The organism is Parasphingomonas halimpatiens (genome assembly GCF_036663795.1).
In the GTDB taxonomy this organism is placed as follows: domain Bacteria; phylum Pseudomonadota; class Alphaproteobacteria; order Sphingomonadales; family Sphingomonadaceae; genus Sphingomonas.
In genome coordinates, this window is sequence record NZ_JAXOJP010000012.1 from 1 (window position 1) to 20,421 (window position 20,421).

General features: G+C 64.4%; 23 protein-coding genes and 4 pseudogenes. 11 read left to right on the forward strand and 16 right to left on the reverse strand.

The window, feature by feature from the left end:
* Positions 1 to 115 precede the first annotated feature (115 nt).
* Positions 116 to 700: a hypothetical protein gene (locus tag U1839_RS13565; protein WP_332804146.1), complete on the reverse strand. Its 585-nt coding sequence runs from the start codon at positions 698 to 700 to the stop codon at positions 116 to 118.
* 205 nt (positions 701 to 905) lie between these two features.
* Here U1839_RS13565 and U1839_RS13570 point away from each other — a divergent pair, with 205 nt between their 5' ends.
* The 3 genes from U1839_RS13570 to U1839_RS13580 all read left to right on the forward strand — a co-directional run bounded on the left by U1839_RS13570 (position 906) and on the right by U1839_RS13580 (position 2,915).
* On the forward strand, positions 906 to 1,064 hold the full coding sequence (locus tag U1839_RS13570) for a YlcI/YnfO family protein (RefSeq protein ID WP_332804147.1): 159 nt from the start codon (positions 906 to 908) through the stop codon (positions 1,062 to 1,064).
* Between the two features lie 264 nt (positions 1,065 to 1,328).
* Positions 1,329 to 1,532, forward strand: a complete 204-nt coding sequence (locus U1839_RS13575) for a helix-turn-helix transcriptional regulator (RefSeq protein WP_332804148.1) — start codon at positions 1,329 to 1,331, stop codon at positions 1,530 to 1,532.
* An 840-nt stretch (positions 1,533 to 2,372) separates the two neighbouring features.
* The gene (locus tag U1839_RS13580; RefSeq protein ID WP_332804149.1) at positions 2,373 to 2,915 is read left to right on the forward strand and encodes a hypothetical protein; all 543 of its coding nucleotides are present in this window, start codon (positions 2,373 to 2,375) and stop codon (positions 2,913 to 2,915) included.
* 212 nt (positions 2,916 to 3,127) lie between these two features.
* On the opposite strand, the pseudogene U1839_RS13585 reads toward U1839_RS13580, so the two are convergent.
* A pseudogene (locus tag U1839_RS13585) lies at positions 3,128 to 3,597 on the reverse strand (transposase); the annotation flags it as partial.
* A gap of 204 nt (positions 3,598 to 3,801) precedes the next feature.
* On the opposite strand from U1839_RS13585, the gene U1839_RS13590 reads away from it, so the two are divergent.
* A complete protein-coding gene (locus tag U1839_RS13590; RefSeq protein ID WP_332804150.1) occupies positions 3,802 to 4,023 on the forward strand; it encodes a conjugal transfer protein TraD in 222 nt (73 codons plus the stop codon).
* 63 nt (positions 4,024 to 4,086) lie between these two features.
* Here U1839_RS13590 and U1839_RS13595 read toward each other — a convergent pair.
* Positions 4,087 to 4,245, reverse strand: a pseudogene (locus tag U1839_RS13595) (IS256-like element ISSpwi2 family transposase); the annotation flags it as partial.
* A gap of 60 nt (positions 4,246 to 4,305) precedes the next feature.
* Positions 4,306 to 4,644: pseudogene (locus U1839_RS13600) on the reverse strand (IS110 family transposase); the annotation flags it as partial.
* 220 nt (positions 4,645 to 4,864) lie between these two features.
* Between U1839_RS13600 and U1839_RS13605 the strand changes: the two are divergent.
* The 4 genes from U1839_RS13605 to U1839_RS13620 all read left to right on the forward strand — a co-directional run bounded on the left by U1839_RS13605 (position 4,865) and on the right by U1839_RS13620 (position 7,772).
* On the forward strand, positions 4,865 to 5,071 hold the full coding sequence (locus tag U1839_RS13605) for a hypothetical protein (RefSeq protein WP_332804151.1): 207 nt from the start codon (positions 4,865 to 4,867) through the stop codon (positions 5,069 to 5,071).
* A gap of 390 nt (positions 5,072 to 5,461) precedes the next feature.
* On the forward strand, positions 5,462 to 6,982 hold the full coding sequence (locus tag U1839_RS13610; RefSeq protein WP_332804152.1) for a hypothetical protein: 1,521 nt from the start codon (positions 5,462 to 5,464) through the stop codon (positions 6,980 to 6,982).
* 383 nt (positions 6,983 to 7,365) lie between these two features.
* A complete protein-coding gene (locus U1839_RS13615; protein WP_332804153.1) occupies positions 7,366 to 7,581 on the forward strand; it encodes a helix-turn-helix transcriptional regulator in 216 nt (71 codons plus the stop codon).
* On the forward strand, positions 7,578 to 7,772 hold the full coding sequence (locus U1839_RS13620; protein ID WP_332804154.1) for a helix-turn-helix domain-containing protein: 195 nt from the start codon (positions 7,578 to 7,580) through the stop codon (positions 7,770 to 7,772). Before U1839_RS13615 ends, U1839_RS13620 begins: the two co-directional genes overlap by 4 nt.
* Here U1839_RS13620 and U1839_RS13625 read toward each other — a convergent pair.
* The 10 genes and pseudogenes from U1839_RS13625 to U1839_RS13670 form a co-directional block, all read right to left on the reverse strand.
* Complete coding sequence (locus U1839_RS13625; RefSeq protein ID WP_443030622.1) at positions 7,747 to 8,358, reverse strand: tyrosine-type recombinase/integrase; 612 nt, start codon at positions 8,356 to 8,358, stop codon at positions 7,747 to 7,749. The genes U1839_RS13620 and U1839_RS13625 overlap by 26 nt on opposite strands.
* 72 nt (positions 8,359 to 8,430) lie before the next feature.
* A pseudogene (locus tag U1839_RS26795) lies at positions 8,431 to 8,955 on the reverse strand (tyrosine-type recombinase/integrase); the annotation flags it as partial.
* A gap of 396 nt (positions 8,956 to 9,351) precedes the next feature.
* Complete coding sequence (locus U1839_RS13635; RefSeq protein ID WP_332804155.1) at positions 9,352 to 9,981, reverse strand: ankyrin repeat domain-containing protein; 630 nt, start codon at positions 9,979 to 9,981, stop codon at positions 9,352 to 9,354.
* A gap of 2 nt (positions 9,982 to 9,983) precedes the next feature.
* Positions 9,984 to 11,642, reverse strand: coding sequence for an acyl-CoA dehydrogenase family protein (locus U1839_RS13640; RefSeq protein WP_332804156.1), 1,659 nt, complete (start codon positions 11,640 to 11,642; stop codon positions 9,984 to 9,986).
* Complete coding sequence (locus U1839_RS13645) at positions 11,639 to 12,883, reverse strand: CaiB/BaiF CoA transferase family protein (protein WP_332804157.1); 1,245 nt, start codon at positions 12,881 to 12,883, stop codon at positions 11,639 to 11,641. Before U1839_RS13645 ends, U1839_RS13640 begins: the two co-directional genes overlap by 4 nt.
* Positions 12,883 to 14,094: an acetyl-CoA C-acetyltransferase gene (locus U1839_RS13650; protein WP_332804260.1), complete on the reverse strand. Its 1,212-nt coding sequence runs from the start codon at positions 14,092 to 14,094 to the stop codon at positions 12,883 to 12,885. Before U1839_RS13650 ends, U1839_RS13645 begins: the two co-directional genes overlap by 1 nt.
* A gap of 58 nt (positions 14,095 to 14,152) precedes the next feature.
* Positions 14,153 to 14,977 (reverse strand): HTD2 family dehydratase, encoded by an 825-nt coding sequence (locus tag U1839_RS13655; protein ID WP_332804158.1) that lies wholly within the window; start codon positions 14,975 to 14,977, stop codon positions 14,153 to 14,155.
* Positions 14,967 to 15,128, reverse strand: coding sequence for a hypothetical protein (locus U1839_RS13660; RefSeq protein ID WP_332804159.1), 162 nt, complete (start codon positions 15,126 to 15,128; stop codon positions 14,967 to 14,969). Before U1839_RS13660 ends, U1839_RS13655 begins: the two co-directional genes overlap by 11 nt.
* Positions 15,129 to 15,446, reverse strand: coding sequence for a hypothetical protein (locus U1839_RS13665; RefSeq protein WP_332804160.1), 318 nt, complete (start codon positions 15,444 to 15,446; stop codon positions 15,129 to 15,131).
* Between the two features lie 27 nt (positions 15,447 to 15,473).
* Complete coding sequence (locus U1839_RS13670) at positions 15,474 to 15,932, reverse strand: MarR family winged helix-turn-helix transcriptional regulator (protein WP_332804161.1); 459 nt, start codon at positions 15,930 to 15,932, stop codon at positions 15,474 to 15,476.
* A gap of 83 nt (positions 15,933 to 16,015) precedes the next feature.
* Between U1839_RS13670 and U1839_RS13675 the strand changes: the two genes are divergently transcribed.
* Genes U1839_RS13675 through U1839_RS13685 form a run of 3 tightly spaced genes read left to right on the forward strand, consistent with a single transcriptional unit; the run spans position 16,016 to position 18,620 of the window.
* Positions 16,016 to 16,498, forward strand: a complete 483-nt coding sequence (locus U1839_RS13675; RefSeq protein ID WP_332804162.1) for a DUF3237 family protein — start codon at positions 16,016 to 16,018, stop codon at positions 16,496 to 16,498.
* Complete coding sequence (locus U1839_RS13680) at positions 16,495 to 18,174, forward strand: CocE/NonD family hydrolase (RefSeq protein ID WP_332804163.1); 1,680 nt, start codon at positions 16,495 to 16,497, stop codon at positions 18,172 to 18,174. Before U1839_RS13675 ends, U1839_RS13680 begins: the two co-directional genes overlap by 4 nt.
* Positions 18,171 to 18,620, forward strand: a complete 450-nt coding sequence (locus U1839_RS13685) for a DUF3237 domain-containing protein (protein ID WP_332804164.1) — start codon at positions 18,171 to 18,173, stop codon at positions 18,618 to 18,620. Before U1839_RS13680 ends, U1839_RS13685 begins: the two co-directional genes overlap by 4 nt.
* Here U1839_RS13685 and U1839_RS13690 read toward each other — a convergent pair.
* Positions 18,605 to 20,011 carry a spinster family MFS transporter gene (locus U1839_RS13690; protein ID WP_332804165.1) on the reverse strand — a complete coding sequence of 469 codons (1,407 nt, stop codon included), beginning with the start codon at positions 20,009 to 20,011 and terminating at the stop codon, positions 18,605 to 18,607. The genes U1839_RS13685 and U1839_RS13690 overlap by 16 nt on opposite strands.
* Positions 20,008 to 20,412 carry a nuclear transport factor 2 family protein gene (locus U1839_RS13695; RefSeq protein WP_332804166.1) on the reverse strand — a complete coding sequence of 135 codons (405 nt, stop codon included), beginning with the start codon at positions 20,410 to 20,412 and terminating at the stop codon, positions 20,008 to 20,010. Before U1839_RS13695 ends, U1839_RS13690 begins: the two co-directional genes overlap by 4 nt.
* Positions 20,413 to 20,421 lie beyond the last annotated feature (9 nt).

Genomic DNA, 20,421 nt, shown 5'->3' on the forward strand with positions numbered 1-20,421 from the left:
AAACCATCCGCACCGCTCGCTCGCGGACCTCGGGCGCAAACTTGTTCGTTGTCTTGCTCGTCATGGCTCCACCTTCTCAGGAGTTGGAGCCTCCGACAAACCCGGCGCGGTTCAGTCACGATAGAGATCCGGACCAACCACGCGGACGGGGATGACCTGTCACATCACGGACCCGATCAAGCAGCGCGCGCGTAAGCCGAAGTGTTTCGACGGTAGAAAACGGACAATTGCATCGCATGCGAGAGTCCGGGTTCCGAAACTGCCCATAGGGCGAAAGGCGCGCCGCGAGATCTGCGAGTTCTGGGCAGTCATGGCCGAGTCCGGTCGCGTTGGCGCATTTGAGCGATTTGGCGAGATCCAATGCGAGATGACGCGCGCACCATTTATCCACAAACCCGACGTCGAGAAGATGCGAACTCAGCGCCAATTGGACAACGATGCCGATGCGGTAAAGCTCGTCGCTTCGGTCCGGCCAGATTTCACACTCGACGCTTGCGAAGAACCTTTCAGCATTGTGGTAGCGGAACCGGCTAGCGCTCCGCCCTTCCCGGCTCCGCCGCAGAATGACGGGCGCTTCGCGAGGAACCATCGCAGTCGCGGCATCCCAAGGACTGGCAAGACTCTGCACCGCGACGATCGACGTTGCGGCGAGCGAGCCCAACAGAGCGCGCCGCGATGTGGTGAGATCGATTTCGGCCAAGTTCGCCTCCGTGCCGCATGAGTCGCGAATCACCGCTTACCTGGTCAGATCAACCGCCCCAGCTCGCCGGTCTCTTTTGGGAGAAAGGGCATTGCAGCGAAATACGACATCGTTTATCCAATAAACGATGTCGTATATTTAATAAACGGTAGCGTCAATGATGATAGTGTTGGAGATCGCTCCTGTCGTGGATAGGGGTGAGGCGATGGGACGCCCGCCTCTTGGAATGAAGCCGACGACGGTGCGACTGCCGGTCCAGACGATCCAGCGGATCGAGACGCTGGTGGGTAATCGGCGGCTCGCCGTCTTCATTCGTGAAGCGATCGAAAACGAACTCCAGCGTCGCGAGACCCCTGACAAATAGCGCTGTCGCGGCCGATAGCGCGCCGATTGGCGATGACGCTGTAACGATCACCGAATCAGCCCAGCAACGGCTTGATTTTGCCCCGATGGACTCAGGCGCGAGGCGCTTCGGGATTCCGGCCGCAAATTCGGGTCTACGCCGGCATGTCTTTTTCGGCGCCACAGCGCGCCATCCGGTGCCATCGGGACTGGCACCTCTTGCGCTTTCTACAAGAACCTCAAACCTATTCGCGGGGAGCCAGAGTAACGCAAGCAGGACCGTGCCATGAGCGACACTCCCGACCGCATCCTCCGCCTCAAAACAGTTCTCGACCGAACCGGCCTGAGTCGATCGACTCTCTATCGGAAAATGGAGGCCGGCACCTTTCCCGATCGGGTCAAGATCGCGGCGCGGTGCGCAGGCTGGCGCGAGTCAGCGGTCAATGCCTGGATACGCGATCCGATGTTCTACAACGTCGAGGACAGATGATCTGGGCGCGGACGCGGGCAGCCGTCGCCCGAATTCAATCTCAAAGGTTCAGGAATCGCCCCACCGAAGCCCATGCCCTCGGCGCGGCTATTTGGGGCGATATCTGGTCTGGTCCGCTTCGGGCTTTCAGCACCAATCGTCCCATAAAAATTCAAGCTACGCGATGGTACCTTTGATGGTATAGATTAAGCGATATTGAAACCTTTTCTTGCAATTTCAATATCTTATTACCCATATGCGGTTACCGTAGGGGTCACCAAGCAAGCGTTTTATCGCATTGTTTTTGCGAGATAATTTGAAAATTCGCGCAAATTGATACCACAGGTGTTCCCACATTTTGCGTGGGGCGTGCTGGTACTAATCGGACCCTGCCGAGACGCTGGTCGGGGCCGGCATCAGGCGACTCGTGGAATTAGGCGGTCCTGGGATGGTCGTTCGCCGCGGAACCCTTAGGCGGAGCTTCTGAGGTCAACTTGGCATTCACGGGGACCCCAACACATCCAAGATTGGTAAGCCCTAGCGATCGGCGAGGTGACAACGCACTGTCTCAGGATGGGCTTTCATAGTAAGCCTCGTTGATCTTGTCCGCTGATCCCGCCCCCAAGCCACAAATAAGCCCGGATGACATGCGGGTCGTTGAGCGCGTGCTCAATATGAAGGGCGGCTATGTGCTGGATTTCAGCGACCGAACCTTTGACGAGTTCATCGCCCACGAGGTCGGGATTGACGCAACGGCTCCGCGCTTCTCCGAAGATGGCGGATCAAAAGCTAGACTAAACGGTTACGGCGTGTTCTCCCGTCGCTCGCTGCTGGCGAGACAGCCCCGGCCGCGACGACCGAGTGGACTTACTCGATGACGAGTGGCGAGATTCCTACGAGAATATCGTTCGAAACCTCGAGGAGCAGGTCGCGGATGCTGATAACACATATGCTGCCAGCTCTTGGACCGGCATCCGAACGATGCGTGAACAGGTTGCCATCGTCCGTGGCCTCGCTCCCGTGGCGCTCGGCGAGATTGATGCCCTTGCCGACCTTATCGAGAGCAAGCGGTTCAACGATCCCGTCACTGCTGACGCCGTGCAATGCTTGCGCGACCTTCACCAGCAATTGGGCGACCTCATAGACGCGATCGATCGTGGCAACATGACCCGCGCTGCGGTTGAGGCGATCGAAGCGAACCGGGAGAGACTCACCGACTATGTCAAGCAGGGCGCAAAACTTACAATGGTCGCGCCCGCGATGACATTCGGCATCATGCACCTCCTCGCCTGGCTGTCCGGAGTGCCAATCGATAGCACCATCGTCTCAACCGTGTATGGCTCGGTTGTGGGTGCAGATGCCTCGAAAGCATTTACCAAGAAATCCAGCTTGGCGGGAAAGTAGGACAACGGTGGTTTCGGCCACAAGCCTTGAGCGCGCGAAATCTCGATGTCCGGAATTGGGGCGGCTTCCGCCCGGCTGCTTTTCATCCCGATACCTGCCGGTCGGCTTTCAGGCGGATCGTGTCGATCGACAGGCCCGGAACGGCTCGACCTGGTGGAGGCTGTGTGAGAACGCGATCCTGCGCGGCGGGGTGGATCGGCGTGTGCGCATGATCATGCCTGCATTGCGGCGATCAGCCCTGTCGTCCCGATCAGGGCGATGGCGCGCTTGATGTTATAGGCTAGTCTAGGATGTGGAGCCCCATCTCGGTTTTGACCCGTTGAAGCGTGCGCGTCTTGAAGTGATTTCGGCCCATCCAGTCCTTGATCGTGCCGAAGACGTGTTCGACCGTTCGTCTTCGGATGCGCATGGCGTCGGGCATGCGGTCGAGCCTTGCTTGCATGGCCTCGATGACCTCTTCATGTTCCCAGCGGGTGACGCGACGCTCCGTGCCGGGCGTGCGCCCCGGTTTAAGCGCACAGCGCCCGCAGTTGCTCGACCAGTAACGGTTCAGCACCAGTCCGTTTTCGACGGTGGTCATGCGTTTGATCAGCGTCTCACCGGCCGGGCAGCGATAGGTGTCGCTCTCAGCCTGATAGCGGAAGTCCGGCTTGCCAAAGCGCCCCTCCGCCTTGGCGCCTGACCGGCCTGCTGCTCGCCAGCGTTGAGCGCGCCGATGCGACAAGAAAGGAGAACTGGCGCAAGCGCGGCACCGAGTTCTTTCAGCAGAGGACAAAGAACACTGCGGACAGCACTCGCCGCGACAATGCTGGCACTGCCAAGAGCGAGAGCGGCACGCTGCCGCTTGGAAGCGAGCCGCGCCAGAACTGACACGCGCGCCTGGGTCATGAAGCGCCGCGAACGCACGCGACAATTGATCGAACTGGGCGGTCTCGTCGCCAAGTCCGGCCTGATCGAACTGACCGACGACGATCGCGCCGTGATCTTTGGATCGCTGCTGGAGGCGGCGGCGATATTGCGCGGCGACGAACGCGAACGCAGCCTGTTGCTGTGGCGCCGGCGCGGCAAGCGCGGGTTCGAAACTGGACAGCCGGCACCATCAAAATAGGCCCGCCTCCGGCCAGATTTGGCAAAACAACCATTTTGGCGGTAGCGCGCGCGACAGTATTCGAAGACGACAATCCATCTCTGCGTTCAAGGCGCGTTCGGTCAGCGCCTTCTTCAGAGAATCAAGCAGGCCGCCCTGCTCAAACGCGGCACTCGCCGCGCCTCCCGCCAGCAACTGGTCGAGAAGCTCGTTCGGTATCGCAGGCTCTTTGCGTCGGGACATACTGGGGCTCCTTTTTACCCATTATGCCCGCCCACACACGGAAATCCTGACAATCCCGGGCGACTTGATCCCGACGAAGCGCATGGTCGGTCGCGTCACCGCCTCGCAGATCGCCTCGGCATCGGCGGCATCGTTCTTGCCGCGCTTGACGTACGGCTTCACATACCGCGCCGGCATCAGCTTCACATCGTGACCCAGCGCGATCAACTCACGCGCCCAGTAATGCGACGATGCGCACGCCCCCATGCCAACCAGACACCGCGGCAGCTTTGCGAAGAACTTCAACATACGCCCACGTGTCAGTCGCTGGCGAAGCACCGCCGCGCCATCCGCATCAACACCGTGCACCTGGAACACGCTCTTCGCGAGGTCCAAACCTATCGTCGTGACGTTCCCCATCGTGGCTCTCCTTCCGGCTCATCCGCAGATCATCCTGCGGAAGGGGCGGAGAGCCGTCCACGTCATCAGTTGCAGACATGCCGCAAAGGCGACATGCTTCCTCCTATGCGCTGGCCTGAACCTCCATTTGTCATCGAGATATTCAAAGGCGCTCTTCTCCTGTCGGAGCGCTTTGCCGGAACTCCTGAGGCCGCCATCGCTAGCGGCACGACCCTACTCGATGACCTTAATGGGCGCACGCTGCTGGTCGCCGACGATGCGGGTAACGAAGTTTATCGGCTACACCGATCGCCGTTATCTTGAGGTGCCGAACGACTGCTCTCCACCACTTTTCCCCGTTCCGGCGGCGTTGATCGACGCTACCCGCCTGAAAGCCGACCGGCAGGAATCGGCGCAAAAAGCGGCCCGACGGCAGTCGCCCCAATAGCGGTCAAACAGGCTAGCGGCCACCCGCTGCGCAGGCTGGCGCGAATCGGCCGTCAATGCCTGGATGCGCAACCCGATGTTATATTCGGTTGACGATTGCGAAACCGAATATGCGTGACAAATATTCGAGCTCGGCCACGAGCTCACAATTGGGCTGCCTACATAAGGGCAGAATGGCAAATAATTGGTAGAAAGGGGTCTGGCCGCTGTTAGTTCAAGGTACCCTGTGGGTTGTCGGGCCGGGGAAGCGGGATATTGCAGGCTACGAAACTGCGGTCGAATTGGGCATTGACTCTTTGCCAGATATAGCAGACCTTCGCACAATAAGGGTGCTCTAAAAATTATATTCATTCAAGCTTGGCTGCAGGTCGGGCCGGAGGGAGTATTGGCCATGCGTAAGTCAATCGGAATTTTTGCAGCGTGTGCCCTGACATTCGCCGGAGCGGCGGCGCTGCTGCACGGTCAGGCAAAGAGCCAGCCTATAGACGGGGCGGAATCGCTCGACAGCATTATGATTATTCATGGCAAAGTGTTCGACCACGCGATGAAGCCGATCCAGTTGACCCCCGAAGTGGTCGCCGGATTGCAGGCCGCGACGTTGCGCAAGCTGGGGGCAACAAGCACGCCGCTGGAAATGCGCAGCGCCATTGCATTTGCGCAGAAATTTGCGGGGGCGTCGGCGGGGACATCGGGCGAGGATCCGATGGGCAAAGTGGTGACCAATGCCGCGCGGATCGGCGATCTGGTCAAGGCCCGCCCTGGCAGTGGCGATCTGGCCCGGCGCAATTTTGCGGTGTTGCAAATACTGATCGGCCGCAGCGCCAATGTCGCCGGCACCAACGCCGGGATGATGGCCGATGACGCCGCAACCCCACGTTCGCTGATGCGGGCGGTGCAACTGCGCGATACCTTAAATACGTTCAATGGCGGGCAATTTGGCGGCTTCAGGCCGGGGCTTTACAGCTATGCCGCCCGCTGCGCGAAAGCCGGGGTGCCGGTGCCACCCGCGTTCAATTCCAACCAAAGCACCGGCTGGAAGAAATCGGGCACGCTGAATTTCCGGATTCTGGAGCCGGCCAATCTTAACGAACTTTACACCTGGTCCCCGACCTCGGCCACTGGCAATCAAGGGGTGTGCATGGCGCTGCCGATCAGCGACTTCACCTGGAAATTCGTGCCCGGACCGCACCCGCACTTCATCCGGGTGCAAACCTACAATGCGCTGGGGATCATCTGCCAAGGGATCAGCAAGGTTCCGAACAACGCCGTCAGCACCAGCAAGGCCTGTTTCTGGGACAACAACGGCGCGACGACGATGGTGCCCGGTGTAACTTACCCGATCAGCGGGCCGACCTTCCTGTCACCGGATTCGCCGCTGCCCGATGACAACCGCTGCAGCGATTGCCACGCCGGGGAAAACGCTTTCATCACACACCACTCGTCAGCCTTCCCTTCGACCGAGGCGGTCGAGAAGGCCAAGGACGAATACAACAGTACCCATGCGGTCAATTTCACCACCGGCAACAACTGGTATATGCCGATGCTGAAAACCACTTGGCCGCACAACCCTGAGCCTGCCGGATCATACAATAATGGCAATGGCCTCAACACTGCGCTTTGTGCAAGCTGCCACACCCCCAGCTATGCCGGGCGTCTGCCCGATGTTACCGGGATGGTCGGGATGGCCGCGCGCGATCATCTTTCCAAATATTGCCTCAACCTGCTGACCTCGGAAATCAATTCGGGCACCGGCGCGCATGCGGCGGGCGGGCTGGTTGGGCCGATGCACGGCCAGGCAATGGCCAACCTGCCGCACACCCAGACCCTGCTCGATCAATGCCGCCCGATCGTGGCGGCCGATTTCCCGGGTACGATGCTGCCGCTGGCGGCGAGCGCGTGGTTTAATTTCTGAGCGGTAGGGCTGAGCGGCGGTAGGGCTGGGGGGCGGTGGGCTGCGGCATGCCGCCGGTTTATGATCGTGCCGCGCTGGCGCCGTCGGCGGACGAGCGTGGCGCGCTGGCCAGCGGCATAGCCGCATTGGCGCTCCGAACTCGCCCACGCCGCTCCGACCTGATCGGGACCTGGTGAGAAAAATTTTCAGGCAATCGTCCTGCGCGATTTTTCTACGCTCCTTTCCGCTGTTCGTCGCCGCTCGACGCCAGAGGCGGCCAAGCCCCGCCAAAGATCATGCGCTCGGTATTTGAATGCCCCGGAGCGGGTCTTGTCCGGGGCGAACTGACATCCGATGCTTGTCTGTGGGGGGCGCTGTGAACACCATCGCTTGAGACACTGCCCATGTCCGACCCTGATCGCATAATTCGTCTGAAGACCGTTCTCGACCGCACAGGCCTTTCTCGCTCGACCCTTTATCGCAAAATGGCTGATGGCACATTTCCCGATAAGGTGCGGATCAGCATCCATGGCGCTGGCTGGCACGAGTCAGCCGGCAATCGCTGGATCGCCAATCCGGCCGGCTACGGCGAGGAACGCCCCGGGAGCGCGGGGCAATGACCGCCTCACCTTCGCCCGAGCCGATATGCGTGCGTGTGAATGACGCTGCCCGCACGATCGGCGTCGGCCGCACCAAGCTCTACGAGCTGATCGCGGCCGGCGAGATCGAAACGGTGAAGCTCGGCAAATCCACTCGCATCACCACCGCCAGCCTGCATGATCTCATCAGGCGGCAGCGCAGAGCGTCATAGGCTCGGACGCCGTGGCGGCAGCGTCCTTGCTTACTTTGGTCGGCACCCGGTCCAGATACTCTGCCCAGCGCGCCATGAGGCTGCGCCTCTTCTCGAAGAAGTCCGTCCGGCGATAGGCTGCTTCCACCTTGTTGGGCAGCTTATGCGCCAGCGCCTTGTCCGCGACCTCCTTGGGAAAGCGGGTTCTCTCCGATGACCAGTCGGTGAAGGCGGAGCGGAAGCCATGGACGGTCACGCCCTTGATCCCGTCATCGCGCAGCAGTTTGGTCATGGTCATGTCGCTGATCGCCTTTTCGCCATCGGCGGAGAAGACGAGGCCCGTATCGCTGGCGCGCTCCTTCCACCGTTTGCGCAGCAACGCCACGGCCGGCGCGGACAGGGGCACAACATGGGTTTCGCCCGCTTTCATCCGCTCGCCGGGGATCGTCCAGATGGCTTTGTCCAGGTCGAACTCGGTCCAGACGGCAAAGCGCGTCTCGTTGGAGCGTACGGCGTTGTAGATTGTGAAGCGCAACGCGTCCCGCCCGGTGGTCGGCGAGGCTGCGGCCAGCTTCGCCATCAGCGCCGGCACCTCAGCATAGGGCATGGCTTCGAGATGCCCGCCCTTGTCCACCTGCCGGGGGAGCCCTTTGCGGACAGAACGCAGCGAGTTTTCTTCCTTCCGCCATCCCTTGATGTGGGCGAAATCCAGCACCGCGCCGATGCGATGTAAGATGCGTCGTGCGGTGTCAGCAATGTCGAGCCAGATGGGAGACAGCACCTCGACCACGCACGCGCTGTCCACCTCGTTTACAGGTTTCGTGCCGATCAGCGGAAAGACATGGTTCTCGAGACTCGATATCCAGCTTGGATGGCGCTGGTCCTTCCAGCCCTCCTTCATCGCTTCGTAACAGGTCCGCGCCGCAGTCTCGAAGCTCGGTACGACCTTGCGCGAATTGCGCCGCTCGGCGACCGGATCGACGCCCTCGCGCACCTGACGGCGCAGCGCCGCCGCCGCGTCGCGCGCCTCGGCCAGCGACACGTCCAGCGCCGAACCAAGGCCTTAGTCGCGGCGCCGGCCCTTGCGCTGCATCCGCAGTACCCACGTTCTCGCCCCACTGTCCTTGACCAGCAGGCACAGCCCCCGGCCATCGGTATGGCGGCCGGGCTTGGCGTTCTTCACCTTCAACGCTGTAAGGGCCATCGGTTCTATTCCCTGCCTGAAATGATCCCACAATCGTTCCCACCTTTTGATGGGAATTCAGGCAAATCAGGGCGACCGACCGCGAACACGTTACAAGACAAATAGATGATTTTACAGAGGATTTAGGGACGCCCTGATATTGTTGAGAATAAAGTTCTACTCTCGTAGGGGTCACCAACTCATCGGAGCATCCGTATTTATCCCGGTCAGCGACCCGGATATGTCCCGCTTTCACTCGCGACCTTCGCGCCTGCCTGACGATAGTGCAGGGCATGTCGGCCTGACATGAGAAACCCAGACGGGACCAACCGGCCGCTGACAGGCAATGCAATGGTCGGGAGCGCGTTCTGCGAGAACGTCACCAGCGGTCGGCGACGTGCGGGTCGCGCCGCAGCCTCAGGCCGTGATGCCGTGACGCGCGAATAGCGCGATGATCTCCGCTTCCTGCGCTTTCGCTTCGGGCGCGCCGCTGCCGCTGCGACCGGTCGTCAGTGTTGCCAGCATGATCGGGGTCGAGCCGCTGCCGTTAGGGCGTCGCGGGTCGGCGCCGGCGTCGAGCAGTGCGGCCACCGCCGCCGCGCTGCGGGTCCGGACAGCGCGATGGAGCGGCGCGACGCCGCTACGGTCAAGCGCGTCAGGCTCCGCCCCGCCGGCGAGCAACGCACCGATGGTCGCGACCTGGCCGACCGGATCCCAGCGTGGTTCACCCGGGCTGCCGTCGGCGGCATAATGAAGCGGCGTCGCGCCGCGCCGGTTGCGCGCGGCGACATCGGCGCCCAGCGCGAGCAGCATGCGCGCGATCCCCGGCCGGTGCGCCGCCGCCGCGACATGCAGCGCGGTGTCACCGGCATAGACATGGTGCCCGATCGCGGTGAGGAAGTTTTCGCTCGCCGCCTCGCGCGTCGCGCCCTGGCCGAGCGTTGCCGTGGCCAGCCCTGGCGCGGGCGCGAGCGCCTGGTGGATCGCCGCCTCGTCGCCGGTCGCGATCGCATCCATCAAGCGCCTGAGCGCGGTGTCGTCACGCATCGTCAGTTCACCTCATCGAGAAGCCGGCGCGCGACGACCTGCGCCTGGATCTCGCCTGCGCCCTCGAAGATGTTGAGGATGCGCGCGTCGGCGAGCAGGCGACTGACCTGATATTCGGTGGCGAAGCCGTTGCCGCCATGAATCTGCAGCGCATTGTCGGCCGCCGCCCAGGCGATACGCGCGCCGATCAGCTTGGCCATGCCGGCCTCGAGGTCGCAGCGCTTGCCTTCGTCCTTCTGCCGCGCGGCATGATAGGTCAGCTGGCGCGCGGCCATGATCTCGGCCGCCATCATCGCCAGCTTGTTGGCGACGCGCGGAAAGTCGATGATCGCGCGGCCGAACTGCCTGCGGTCGAGCGCATAACCCAGCGCGACATCGAGCGCCGCCTGCGCCACGCCGACGGCGCGCGCGGCGGTCTGGATGCGCGCGCTTTCGAAGGTCGCCATCAGCTGCTTGAAGCCCTGGCCCTCGACCGCACCGAGCAGGTTGGTCGCCGGCACGCGGAAATCGTCGAAGCCGAGCTCATATTCCTTCATACCACGATAGCCGATCACGCCGATCTCGCCGCCGGTCATGCCCGGAGTCGGGAAGGCATCGGCGCCGCTGCCGCGCTGCTTGGGCGCGATCAGCATCGACAGGCCGCGATAGTCGGTGGTCGCCGGATCGGTGCGGACCAGCAGCGTCATCACGTCGGCGCGCGCGGCATGGGTGATCCAGGTCTTGTTGCCGTTGACGAGATAGTCGTCGCCGACCCGCGTCGCGCGCGAGCGCAGCGCGCCGAGATCAGAGCCGGTATCGGGTTCTGTGAACACCGCCGTCGGCAGGATCGCCGCGCTGGCGATGCGCGGCAGCCACTCGGCCTTTTGCGCCGCGGTCCCGCCGCTGAGGATCAGCTCGGCAGCGATCTCCGAACGCGTCGCGAGCGAGCCGACGCCGATCCAGCCGCGCGACAATTCTTCCGAGACGACGCACATCGCGGTCTTGCCCATGCCGAGCCCGCCATGTTCCTCGGGGATGGTCATGCCAAACACGCCCAGCGCGCCGAGTTCCTCGACCAGCGGTAGCGGAATCAGCTCGTCGCGCAGATGCCACCCTTGCGCGAACGGCGCGACCTTGTCCTGGGAGAAGGCGAAGAACTGGTCGCGCACCATATCGAGCGTGGCGTCAAGCCCGGGATTTTCGAGCGTAGCCCGGCCGCGCGCGGCAGCGAGATGCGCGGCGATTGCGCTTTTCACCGCTTGCGTTGCGCCGCTGCGCACGAGCCGCTGCAGCGCGGGCGCGGTGGCGAGCGCGAGGATTTGCGGATCGTCGGTGAGGTCGCCGGGACGGATGACCTCACCCTGGTTCATCGCGATGCCACAAGAAATCTGCGCGCCATATTCGGCAAACAGCAGTTGCGCGAGCAACGCCTCGACCTCGCCGAGTGCGCCTTCGTCGGCGAGCCGCGCCGCCCAGAGCGCGACCTCGCGCAGCACCGCGGCGTAGGTGGCGTACCAGCCGAAACCGTGAACGACATGCTGCTCGCGATCGGCGAGCGCGCGGTCGGACGCGCCGTCGGCACCGATGATGCGCGCGCGCACCACCGGACGGATCGCCGCGACGAACGCCTGCGCCGCCTCCGCTGCCTCGGCCAGCAAGGCAGGCAGGTCCGGCGGCGTCATTCCTTGCCGATCACGCCATCGCGCCGCAGCGCGTCGAAGCGCGCGTCGTCGAGGTCGAGCCATTCGCCGAGAATTTCGCGGCTGTGCTCGCCCACGTGCGGCGGCGCGCGGCGATATTGCACCGGCGTGGCCGAGAACTTTCCAGGATAGGCAATGGAGGGGATCGCGACGCCATCCTCGCGCTCGAAACGGTGGACGGTGCCGCGCGCGGCGACGAACGGGTCCTCGAACACCTGCTTGATATTGTTGACCGGCCCGGCCGGCACGCCGCACGCCGCGAAGCGTTCGATCAGCGCCGCGCCCTGCTCGCCGCGCACCAGATCCTGCACGATCGCCTCGATCGCGTCGCGATTGGCGAGCCGGGCACGGCTGGTGACGAAGCGCGGATCGCTGCCCAGTTCGGGCACGCCGAGTTCGGTGCAGAGCTGGCGGAACTGGCCGTCATTGCCGACCGCGATGATGATGATGCCGTCGGCGACCTCAAAGGTCTTGTACGGCACCACCGTCGGGTGGCGGTTGCCGAGCCGGCCCGGCACGACCCCGCCGACCAGCCAGTTCATCCCCTGGTTGGCGAGCATCGCGATCTGCGTGTCGAGCAACGAAATGTCGATCTGCTGCCCGACCCCGGTCCGCTCGGCATGGCGCAGTGCGGCGAGGATGCTGACGGTGGCGTACATGCCGGTCGACAGATCAGCCATCGCCACGCCGGCGCGCAGCGGACCCCCATCTTCCTCGCCGGTGATGCTCATGAAGCCGCCCATGCCCTGCGCGACGAAATCATAGCCGCCGCGCTGGGCATAGGGACCGGTCTGGCCGAAGCCGGTGATCGAGCAATAGACCAGCCGCGGGTTGATCGCCGCGAGGCTGGCGTAATCGAGGCCGTATTTGACCAGCCCGCCGACCTTGAAATTCTCGACCACGATATCGGCCTTCGCCGCCAGTTCGCGGATGAGCGCCGCGCCGGCCGGATCGGCGAGGTTGATCGCTGCCGAGCGCTTGTTGCGGTTGCAGGCGAGATAATATGCGCTCTCGCCGAATTCCTCCGCACCATCGGCATCGCGCAGATAGGGCGGCCCCCAGGCGCGCGTATCGTCGCCCTTGCCCGGCAGCTCGATCTTGATCACGTCGGCGCCGAGATCGGCGAGGATCTGCGTCGACCAGGGCCCGGCGAGCACGCGCGACAGATCGAGCACGCGCACATCGGACAGCGGCGCACCGCCGGCAGCCTGCTGCTCCGGCATCAGGCGGCGCGCTCGAAGATTGCGGCGATGCCCTGCCCGCCGCCGATACACATCGTCTCCAGCCCATAGCGGCCGTCGCGGCGCTGCAATTCGCGCGTCAGATTGGCGAGGATGCGCCCGCCGGTCGCGCCAATCGGGTGGCCAAGCGAAATGCCCGAGCCGTTGACGTTGAGCATGTCGTGGCGGCTGTCGTCGTCGGCCCAGCCCCAGCCCTTGAGGCAGGCGAGCACCTGCGGCGCGAACGCCTCGTTGAGCTCGACCAGGTCGATATCGCCCCAGCCAAGGCCATTGCGCCCAAACAACCGCTCAACCGCCGGCACCGGGCCGATGCCCATGCGCGACGGCTCGCAGCCGGCGGCCGCCCAGCTGTGGAACCAGGCGATCGGCTCAAGCCCCAGCTCTTCCAGCTTGTCCTCGGCGACGACGAGGCACGCCGCGCCAGCATCGTTCTGCTGGCTGGCATTGCCGGCGGTGACGACGCCGTCCTTTTCGAGCGGGCGCAACTGTCCGAGCGATTCGGCGGTCGCGTCGCTGCGAATGCCCTCGTCGCGCGCGAAGATCAGCGGCTCGCCGCGCTTTTGCGGCACCGCGACCGGCACCAGCTCGTCGTCGAACTTGCCCGCCGCCCAGGCGGCGGTGGCGCGCTGATGGCTGCGCGCGGCATAGGCGTCGCACGCCGTGCGGCTGATCTCATAGTCGCGCGCGAGATTGTCGGCGGTCTCGATCATCCCGCTGATCACCCCGAAACGCGCGATCGGCTGCGACATCACCCGGCCGCGCGTCAGCCGGTCGTGCAGCGTGGTCGAGCCCATCCGCGCGCCGCTCCGATGGTCGATCGAATAATATTCGACGTTCGACATGCTTTCGACCCCGCCGGCGAGCACCACGTCGGCAACGCCGGTCTGGATGCGCATCGCGGCATCGATCACCGCCTGCAATCCGCTGCCGCAGCGCCGGTCGAGCTGGACGCCCGGCACCGAGATCGGCAGGCCGGCGGCGAGCGCCGACCAGCGCGCGATGCACGGCGCCTCGCCATTGCCATAGCCCTGTGCGAAGACCAGATCGTCGATCCGCGCCGGGTCGATGCCGGTGCGCTCGACCAGCGCCTTGATCACGACCGCGCCGAGATCACCCGCCGTGATGCTGGCGAGACTCCCCTGAAACTTGCCGACGGCGGTACGGATCGGCGAAACGATGGCTGCTCTGCGCATGGTCATCCTGTCGTGCGGTGGTTCGAAACACTTGGTCGGGGCAATGCCCTATTCGGGGTCACCCTGTCACGGTCGCTTGCATCGCCACCACGCCGTCGCAGCGGATCGCGACGAAACTGCCGGCCGCGTCACCGGGTCGCAGCCGCACCGGCTGGTCGACGAACAGTGGCGCCAGCGCCCGAAACGCGAAGCGACGTGGCATGCCCGCGCGCGCCGCCCGGCCGAACAACCGCGCCGCTGTGAAGGGGCCGTGCACGACCAGCGCGGGATAACCCTCCTCGTGCGTCGCATAAAGCTCATCATAATGGATGCGGTGGCTGTTGAAGGTGACCGCGGAGAAACGGAAGAGGTCGATGCTGCGCGGTTGCCAGAGGACTTCCTCGGGCACCGGTGGATAATCGGCCGCGACGACCGGCGCGGTCGACGCGCCGGCATCACGGTAGACGATCGTCTGGCGTTCGGTGACGCGCGGCGCGCCGTCCTGGACGATATCATGGACGATCTCGACCAGCAGCAGATCGCCGCTGCGCCCGGCCTTGTGGTTTATGGCGTCGATCCGCGAGGTGCGCGTCGCCGGCGCGCCCAGGTGCAACGGCGCGTGGAAAAGCATGTCGGCGGCAGCGAACATGCGGCGCGGCAGCGTGATCGGCGGCAGGAACCCACCGCGCCGCGGATGCCCGTCCGGCCCGATCTCGTCCGCGGCGACGACGGGCAGGAAGAATGCCCAATGCGCCAGCGACGGCGCCACGCGCTCGACGTCGAGCGGCTCGCCCAGCGCGGCGGCGAAGCGGCGCAGGCTTTCGGCGCAGAGTATCTCGCTGCGGGTCTCGCTGCGGCCGACCCAGGACTGCCATTCAGCGAGTCGGCTCGCGTCAATCGTCATGACATACCCCGCTGTCGTGCCGCCGTGCGATCGCGCCGCTTTCGAACCCGAGCACTGTGGCGAGCACCTCGTCGCCATGCTGGCCGAGCCGCGGCGCGGTGTCCACCGGCCTCTCGCCGATCATATCGAAGCGGATGACCTCGGCGCCCATTTAAGCAAGATGCAGCGCGCAGGACGGCCCGGCGACGAACGCCGAACCATCGACGACACGCATCCTCACCAGCAGATCGTACATAGCGCGCTCCTCGCCCCCGTCGGCCCAACCGGGCCAGCGTGCGTCCGGGTTGGTGCCTTTGATCAGCCCATCGAACGCGGCGAGCGCGTTGTCGATACCCGAATGGACTTTCCGCCCGCGTGATCCGCAGCAAAGCTGTGAAACCTGTTCGGCGGCCGCCGGGCAAGGTCGATGCAAATTTACGCCGCATGGCCTGCGCGGGTCGACGCCATTGTGCGACATCGGCGGCACCATCGATCCATCGGACCCACTTGACCCGGTTTATGCGACGGCTTGTTGAACGCCAAGCGCGATGGTGCGAAGCGCGCTGTTCAGTTGCTCCCGGGTCGCTTGCGGAATGTCGCTCATGATCCGCTGGAAATAACCGCGCCGCTGACTGCGTATCCTGGCAAAGGAATCGCGCCCGGCACTGGTCGGCTCCAGGATCAGCCGTTTGCGATGTTTTGGATCGACTGAGCGCGCGATCAGTTCGTCGCGTTCCAGCTTCGCAACCGCCCGACTGACCTCCGCGCGATCGATCGCGCTGGCGGCGCCGACATCGGCCGCACTCGCCGGCCCTGCTGCGCAGATATAGGCCAGGACGCGCCATTCGGCGAGCGACATGCCGAATTCGCGCTGAAGTTGCTTTGCGGTCTCGCGATCGATCATCTTCGCCAGCAATTGCAGCCGATGCGGCAGATGGTCGTCGCCAAAGAGGTCCCAGGTCGGTGGCAATGTCATGCAAACCGCGCTGCCAAAAGCGCACGGCGAATGCAATGCTGGCTGTGTTGACAAATCAACTCTTAGCGCGTTTATCGCATGGCATGACCCAATCGCACCCGTTTCTGCCGCGCCTCGAGCATGCGTTCACCATCTCGATCACGCTGACCAAGCCCTATTGGATCAAGCCCGGTGCGCGCGGGGATACGCGCGCGGCGATCTATGCGGCTGACGGACGGGTCGAGGGCCCGCGGCTCAATGGCACGGTGGTGCCGATGTCGGGGGGCGATTTCCCGCTCTCGCGCCCCAACGGCGTGATCGACTTCGACGCGCGCTACCTGCTCGAAGCCGATGACGGCGCGATCATCTACCTCGAGAACCGCGGCTATCGCTGGGCCCGGAGCGAAGAGATCGCGTCGCGAATGCGCAGCAACGAGCCCGTCGATTTCGCCGATTATTATATGCGCGTCACACCGCGTTTCGACGCGCCGGCAGGACCGCATGAGTGGCTCTCGCAACATGTATTCGTCGGCGTGGCGGAGAAGATCCCCGGCGCCAACCGCATCCATTATTTCGTCGTTCTGTGACCGGGAGCATCCGCTTCGAGCCGCTGATGCTGCCGGGGCTCGATCCGCACAGCCACCCGACCAAGCCACCTTTGCCGCCGGTCGAGTATCACCATCGGATCGAGCGCGGGCTGGAGATCGAGCGCAATTGCCGCATCCCGCTGCGTGACGGGATCGAGATATTCTGCGACATCTACCGGCCGGAAGGCGTGCGGTCGGCGGTGCCGATCCTGCTCGCATGGGGGCCCTACGGCAAACATTGGCTGACGAACCGCGTCTTCTGGCCGCGTTCCGGGGTCGATCCCGACTGGCTCTCCGACCTGACCGCCTTCGAGGCGCCCGATCCGGTCTGGTGGGGCCGCCAGGGCTATGCCGTGGCGGTGGTCGACCCGCGCGGCGCGTGGCTGTCGCCGGGCGATTTTCACCACAACGGCATCCAGGAAGCCGAAGACTGTGCCGATGCGATCGAATGGCTCGGCCGACGCCCATGGTCGAACGGTCGGGTCGGGATGACGGGCGTGTCCTACCTCGCGGGGATCCAGTATCTCGTGGCGCCGCTTCGGCCCGGGCCGCTTGCGGCGCTCAATCCGTGGGAGGGCTTTTCCGACTGGTATCGCGAGTTCGCCTATCATGGCGGCATTCTCGAAACGAACTTCCTGCCCCGCGCGTGCGGCAATATACGCTATTCGCTGGGCCGCACCGAAGACACATGGGCGAACGTCACCGGCCACCCGCTGATCGACGACTTCTGGCACTCGAAGGAGTTCGATCTCGAAGCGATCACCCAGCCGGCCTATGTCGTTGCCAGCTGGTCCGACCAGGGCTTGCACCTGCGCGGTACGATCGAGGCCTGGCGGCGCATCCGCTCGACCGAAAAGTGGCTGGATATCCACGGCCAGAAGAAGTGGGCGCACTATTACCGCCCCGAGAGTCGGGCGCGCCAGCTGGCCTTTTTCGACCGTTTCATGCGTGATCGACCGACCGCCGTCAGCGCATGGCCGGCGGTCCGCATCGAGGTCCGCGAGCGGCACGGCGTGGCCGAGGAACGCGCCGAACAGACATGGCCGCCGGCGCGTACCGCATATCGCCGGCTCTTTCTCGACGGCGAAAAGCGGACTCTGGGCGATGCGAGCACGGACGCGGCGGAAGTTCGTTACGATGCGCGGGCCGGCCAGGCGACCTTCGATCTCGTCTTTGCCGAAGACACCGAGATCACCGGACATGCCAGTTTGCGCCTGTGGGTGGAAGCGGCGGGCAGCGATGATATCGACCTGTTCGTGGCGCTGCAGAAGCTCGACACCACGGGCGCGCATGTCGGCTTCACCTTTTACGCCTTCTACGAAAACGGCCCGGTTGCGCTGGGCTGGCAGCGCGTCAGCCACCGCGCGCTCGATACGCGACGATCGCGGCCCGAGCAGCCGGTGCATCTCCACACCGCCGAGGAGCGCCTCACCGAGGGCGAGTGCGTGCCGGTCGAGATCGAGATCTGGCCCTTCTCGGCGCTGTTCGCGGCAGGCGAGACCTTGCGCGTGGTGGTCGCGGGCGCCGACATTTACGACAAGGAGGAGGGCGTCATGCTCCCCTTCCCGCTGCACGAGCAGACGCGCAATGCCGGCACCCACATCATTCGCACCGGCGGCGACCATGACTCGTCGATCCTGTTGCCCTGCATCCCCCAACAAGAGCGTGACCTATGAGTTCGGCCGACTGCACGCTGGAGCATGTTTTCGATATCGAGGTGCTGTTCGGCAGCGACCGGACGATCTTCGGTCCGCTGCCGGGTGGTGGTCACCAGGGCTATACGCCGGCCACCGGCGGCACGATCAGCGGCCCGCGCCTGAGCGGCAAGGTCATACCGCACAGCGGCGCCGACTATGCGCTGGTCCGCGACGACGGGACGATCGAACTCAACGCCCATTATCTGCTCCAGGCAGACGACGGCACGACGATCTACATCCAGAACCGGGGCTACCTCGTTCGCCCGGCCCCGGGCGAACCGCAGCCATCCTATTTCCGCCTGACGCCCTATTTCCGGGTGCCTGCGGGGCCGCATGACTGGCTGTCGCGCACGGTGATCGTCGGCGGCGGCGAACGCCGCACCGACCCCGACCGCTCGCTGTTTCGCTATTACGCGCTGATCTGAGACGCGCTTCCGTCGCTGGCGGTGTCGCGCCGCGTACGCAATCCGCGCGCCGCGCACAGGAAGCAGACCGCGGCGATCAGGAACGACAGGACCGACAGCGAAAGTGCCAGCTGGATTCCGCTGGCCGAGGCTTGCGCGCATTTCGCCACCGCCGCCGCAGCCGCACCGTGCGGGGCGAGCCCACTGGGACAATCGACGAGATAGTCGCCGGCATATCCCCGTCGCGCAAAGATGTCGCTCATGCCGCCAACGAACACCGGGCCAAGCCCCGAACCGATCACCGTGTAGAGCAAGGTGTAGAGCGCGAGCCCGCTGGCGCGCATCCGGGTCGGCAACAGATTCTGGATCATGCCCGCCGTCGGGCCGAAGAACAGCAGCAGGAAGGAACCCGCGACGAACAGCAGGCCGATGGCGAGCGACAGGCTAGCGGCGTGAAAGGCGAACCAGTAGATCGGCGGTGCGCAGCCCAGCCCGATCGCCGCGCCCCAGGCGGGCCAGCGCGGATCGCGGCGCGACAAATAGTCAGTGCCGAAGCTCCCGACCAGCAGGCCGACCGCGATCGACAGGCCGGAAATCGCGCCGAACGCACCCGCCGCTTCGCGCACGCCGAGATGATAGTTGCGCGCGAGGAAGACGGCCATGAACTGCGAGATCGAGGTCATGCCGAAGCCCGCCATGCTGCCCCCCGCGATCACCCACAGCAGCGGCCGGTTGGCGAGCACCGTCTTGATGAAGACGCCGAAGCCGGGCGCCTTGCCCGACGCGGCATCGGGCACATCATGCATGCCGCGGGTCGGTTCGGGAACGAGCAGCAGGAGCAGAACGGCGACCAGCACGCCGGGAATGCCGAAGGCGAGAAAGGCCGTGCGCCATCCCCAATGCGCCGCGATCTGCCCGGCGAGCATCGCGCCCGCGAAGATACCGACCGGCGTGCCGAGCAGGACCAGCGACATCGTCGAGGCGCGCTTGGTGCGCGGCGTGACATCGGCGACCATCGACGCCGCCGGCGGGGTAAAGCCGGCTTCGCCCATGCCGACGACAAGGCGCATCACGACCAGCTGCGCGAAATTCGCGGCCAGCCCGGTGCCGAGCGTTGCCGCGGACCAGACGATCGTCGCCGCCGCGATGATCCGTTTGCGTGAAAAGCGTTCCGCCAGCAATCCGAGCGGCAGGCCGGTAACGGCATAGAGCACCGCAAAGACCAGCCCTTGCAACAGGCCTAGTTGAAGATCGGTCAGGCGCAGGTCAGCCTTGATGACCTGCGCGAGCGAGGAAAATACCGCACGGTCGGCAAAGCTGAGCGCGCAGACGAGAAAAAGCATGAAGATCATCGGGCCGCGCGGATATCGCGAAGCTTCCATCGCCCTGTCCGGCGCTTTTTCCATGTTCATGCATTCTCCTTGCGGATGATCGTGCGGCGCAGGGTGGTCGCATTGATCGATGCAAACTTCCCCTCCGCCATTTCGTATAGCGCCATGCTGTTGATCTCGACGCGATCACCGGCATTCAGCACCTCGTTCGCGAACGAGGTGCCGTCCTGAAGGATCGTGAACCGCGACGCGAGCGCGGCCGCAAGGCAGGTGTCGGCGCAGAGCATTGCCTCGACCGACATCACCCGTTCGACCGATTGCCTGAACCGGGCGTAATATTCGACGACCGCCCGCGCGCCGACCAGCGCCGCCCCGGCGCCGTTGCGGAACACGATGTCCGGCGCATAGAAGCGGCTATAGGCGACATCGTCCCCGGCGTTGAAGGCGTCGACATATTGGCGGAACATGGCGCTAAAGGGCATATGGCAGGA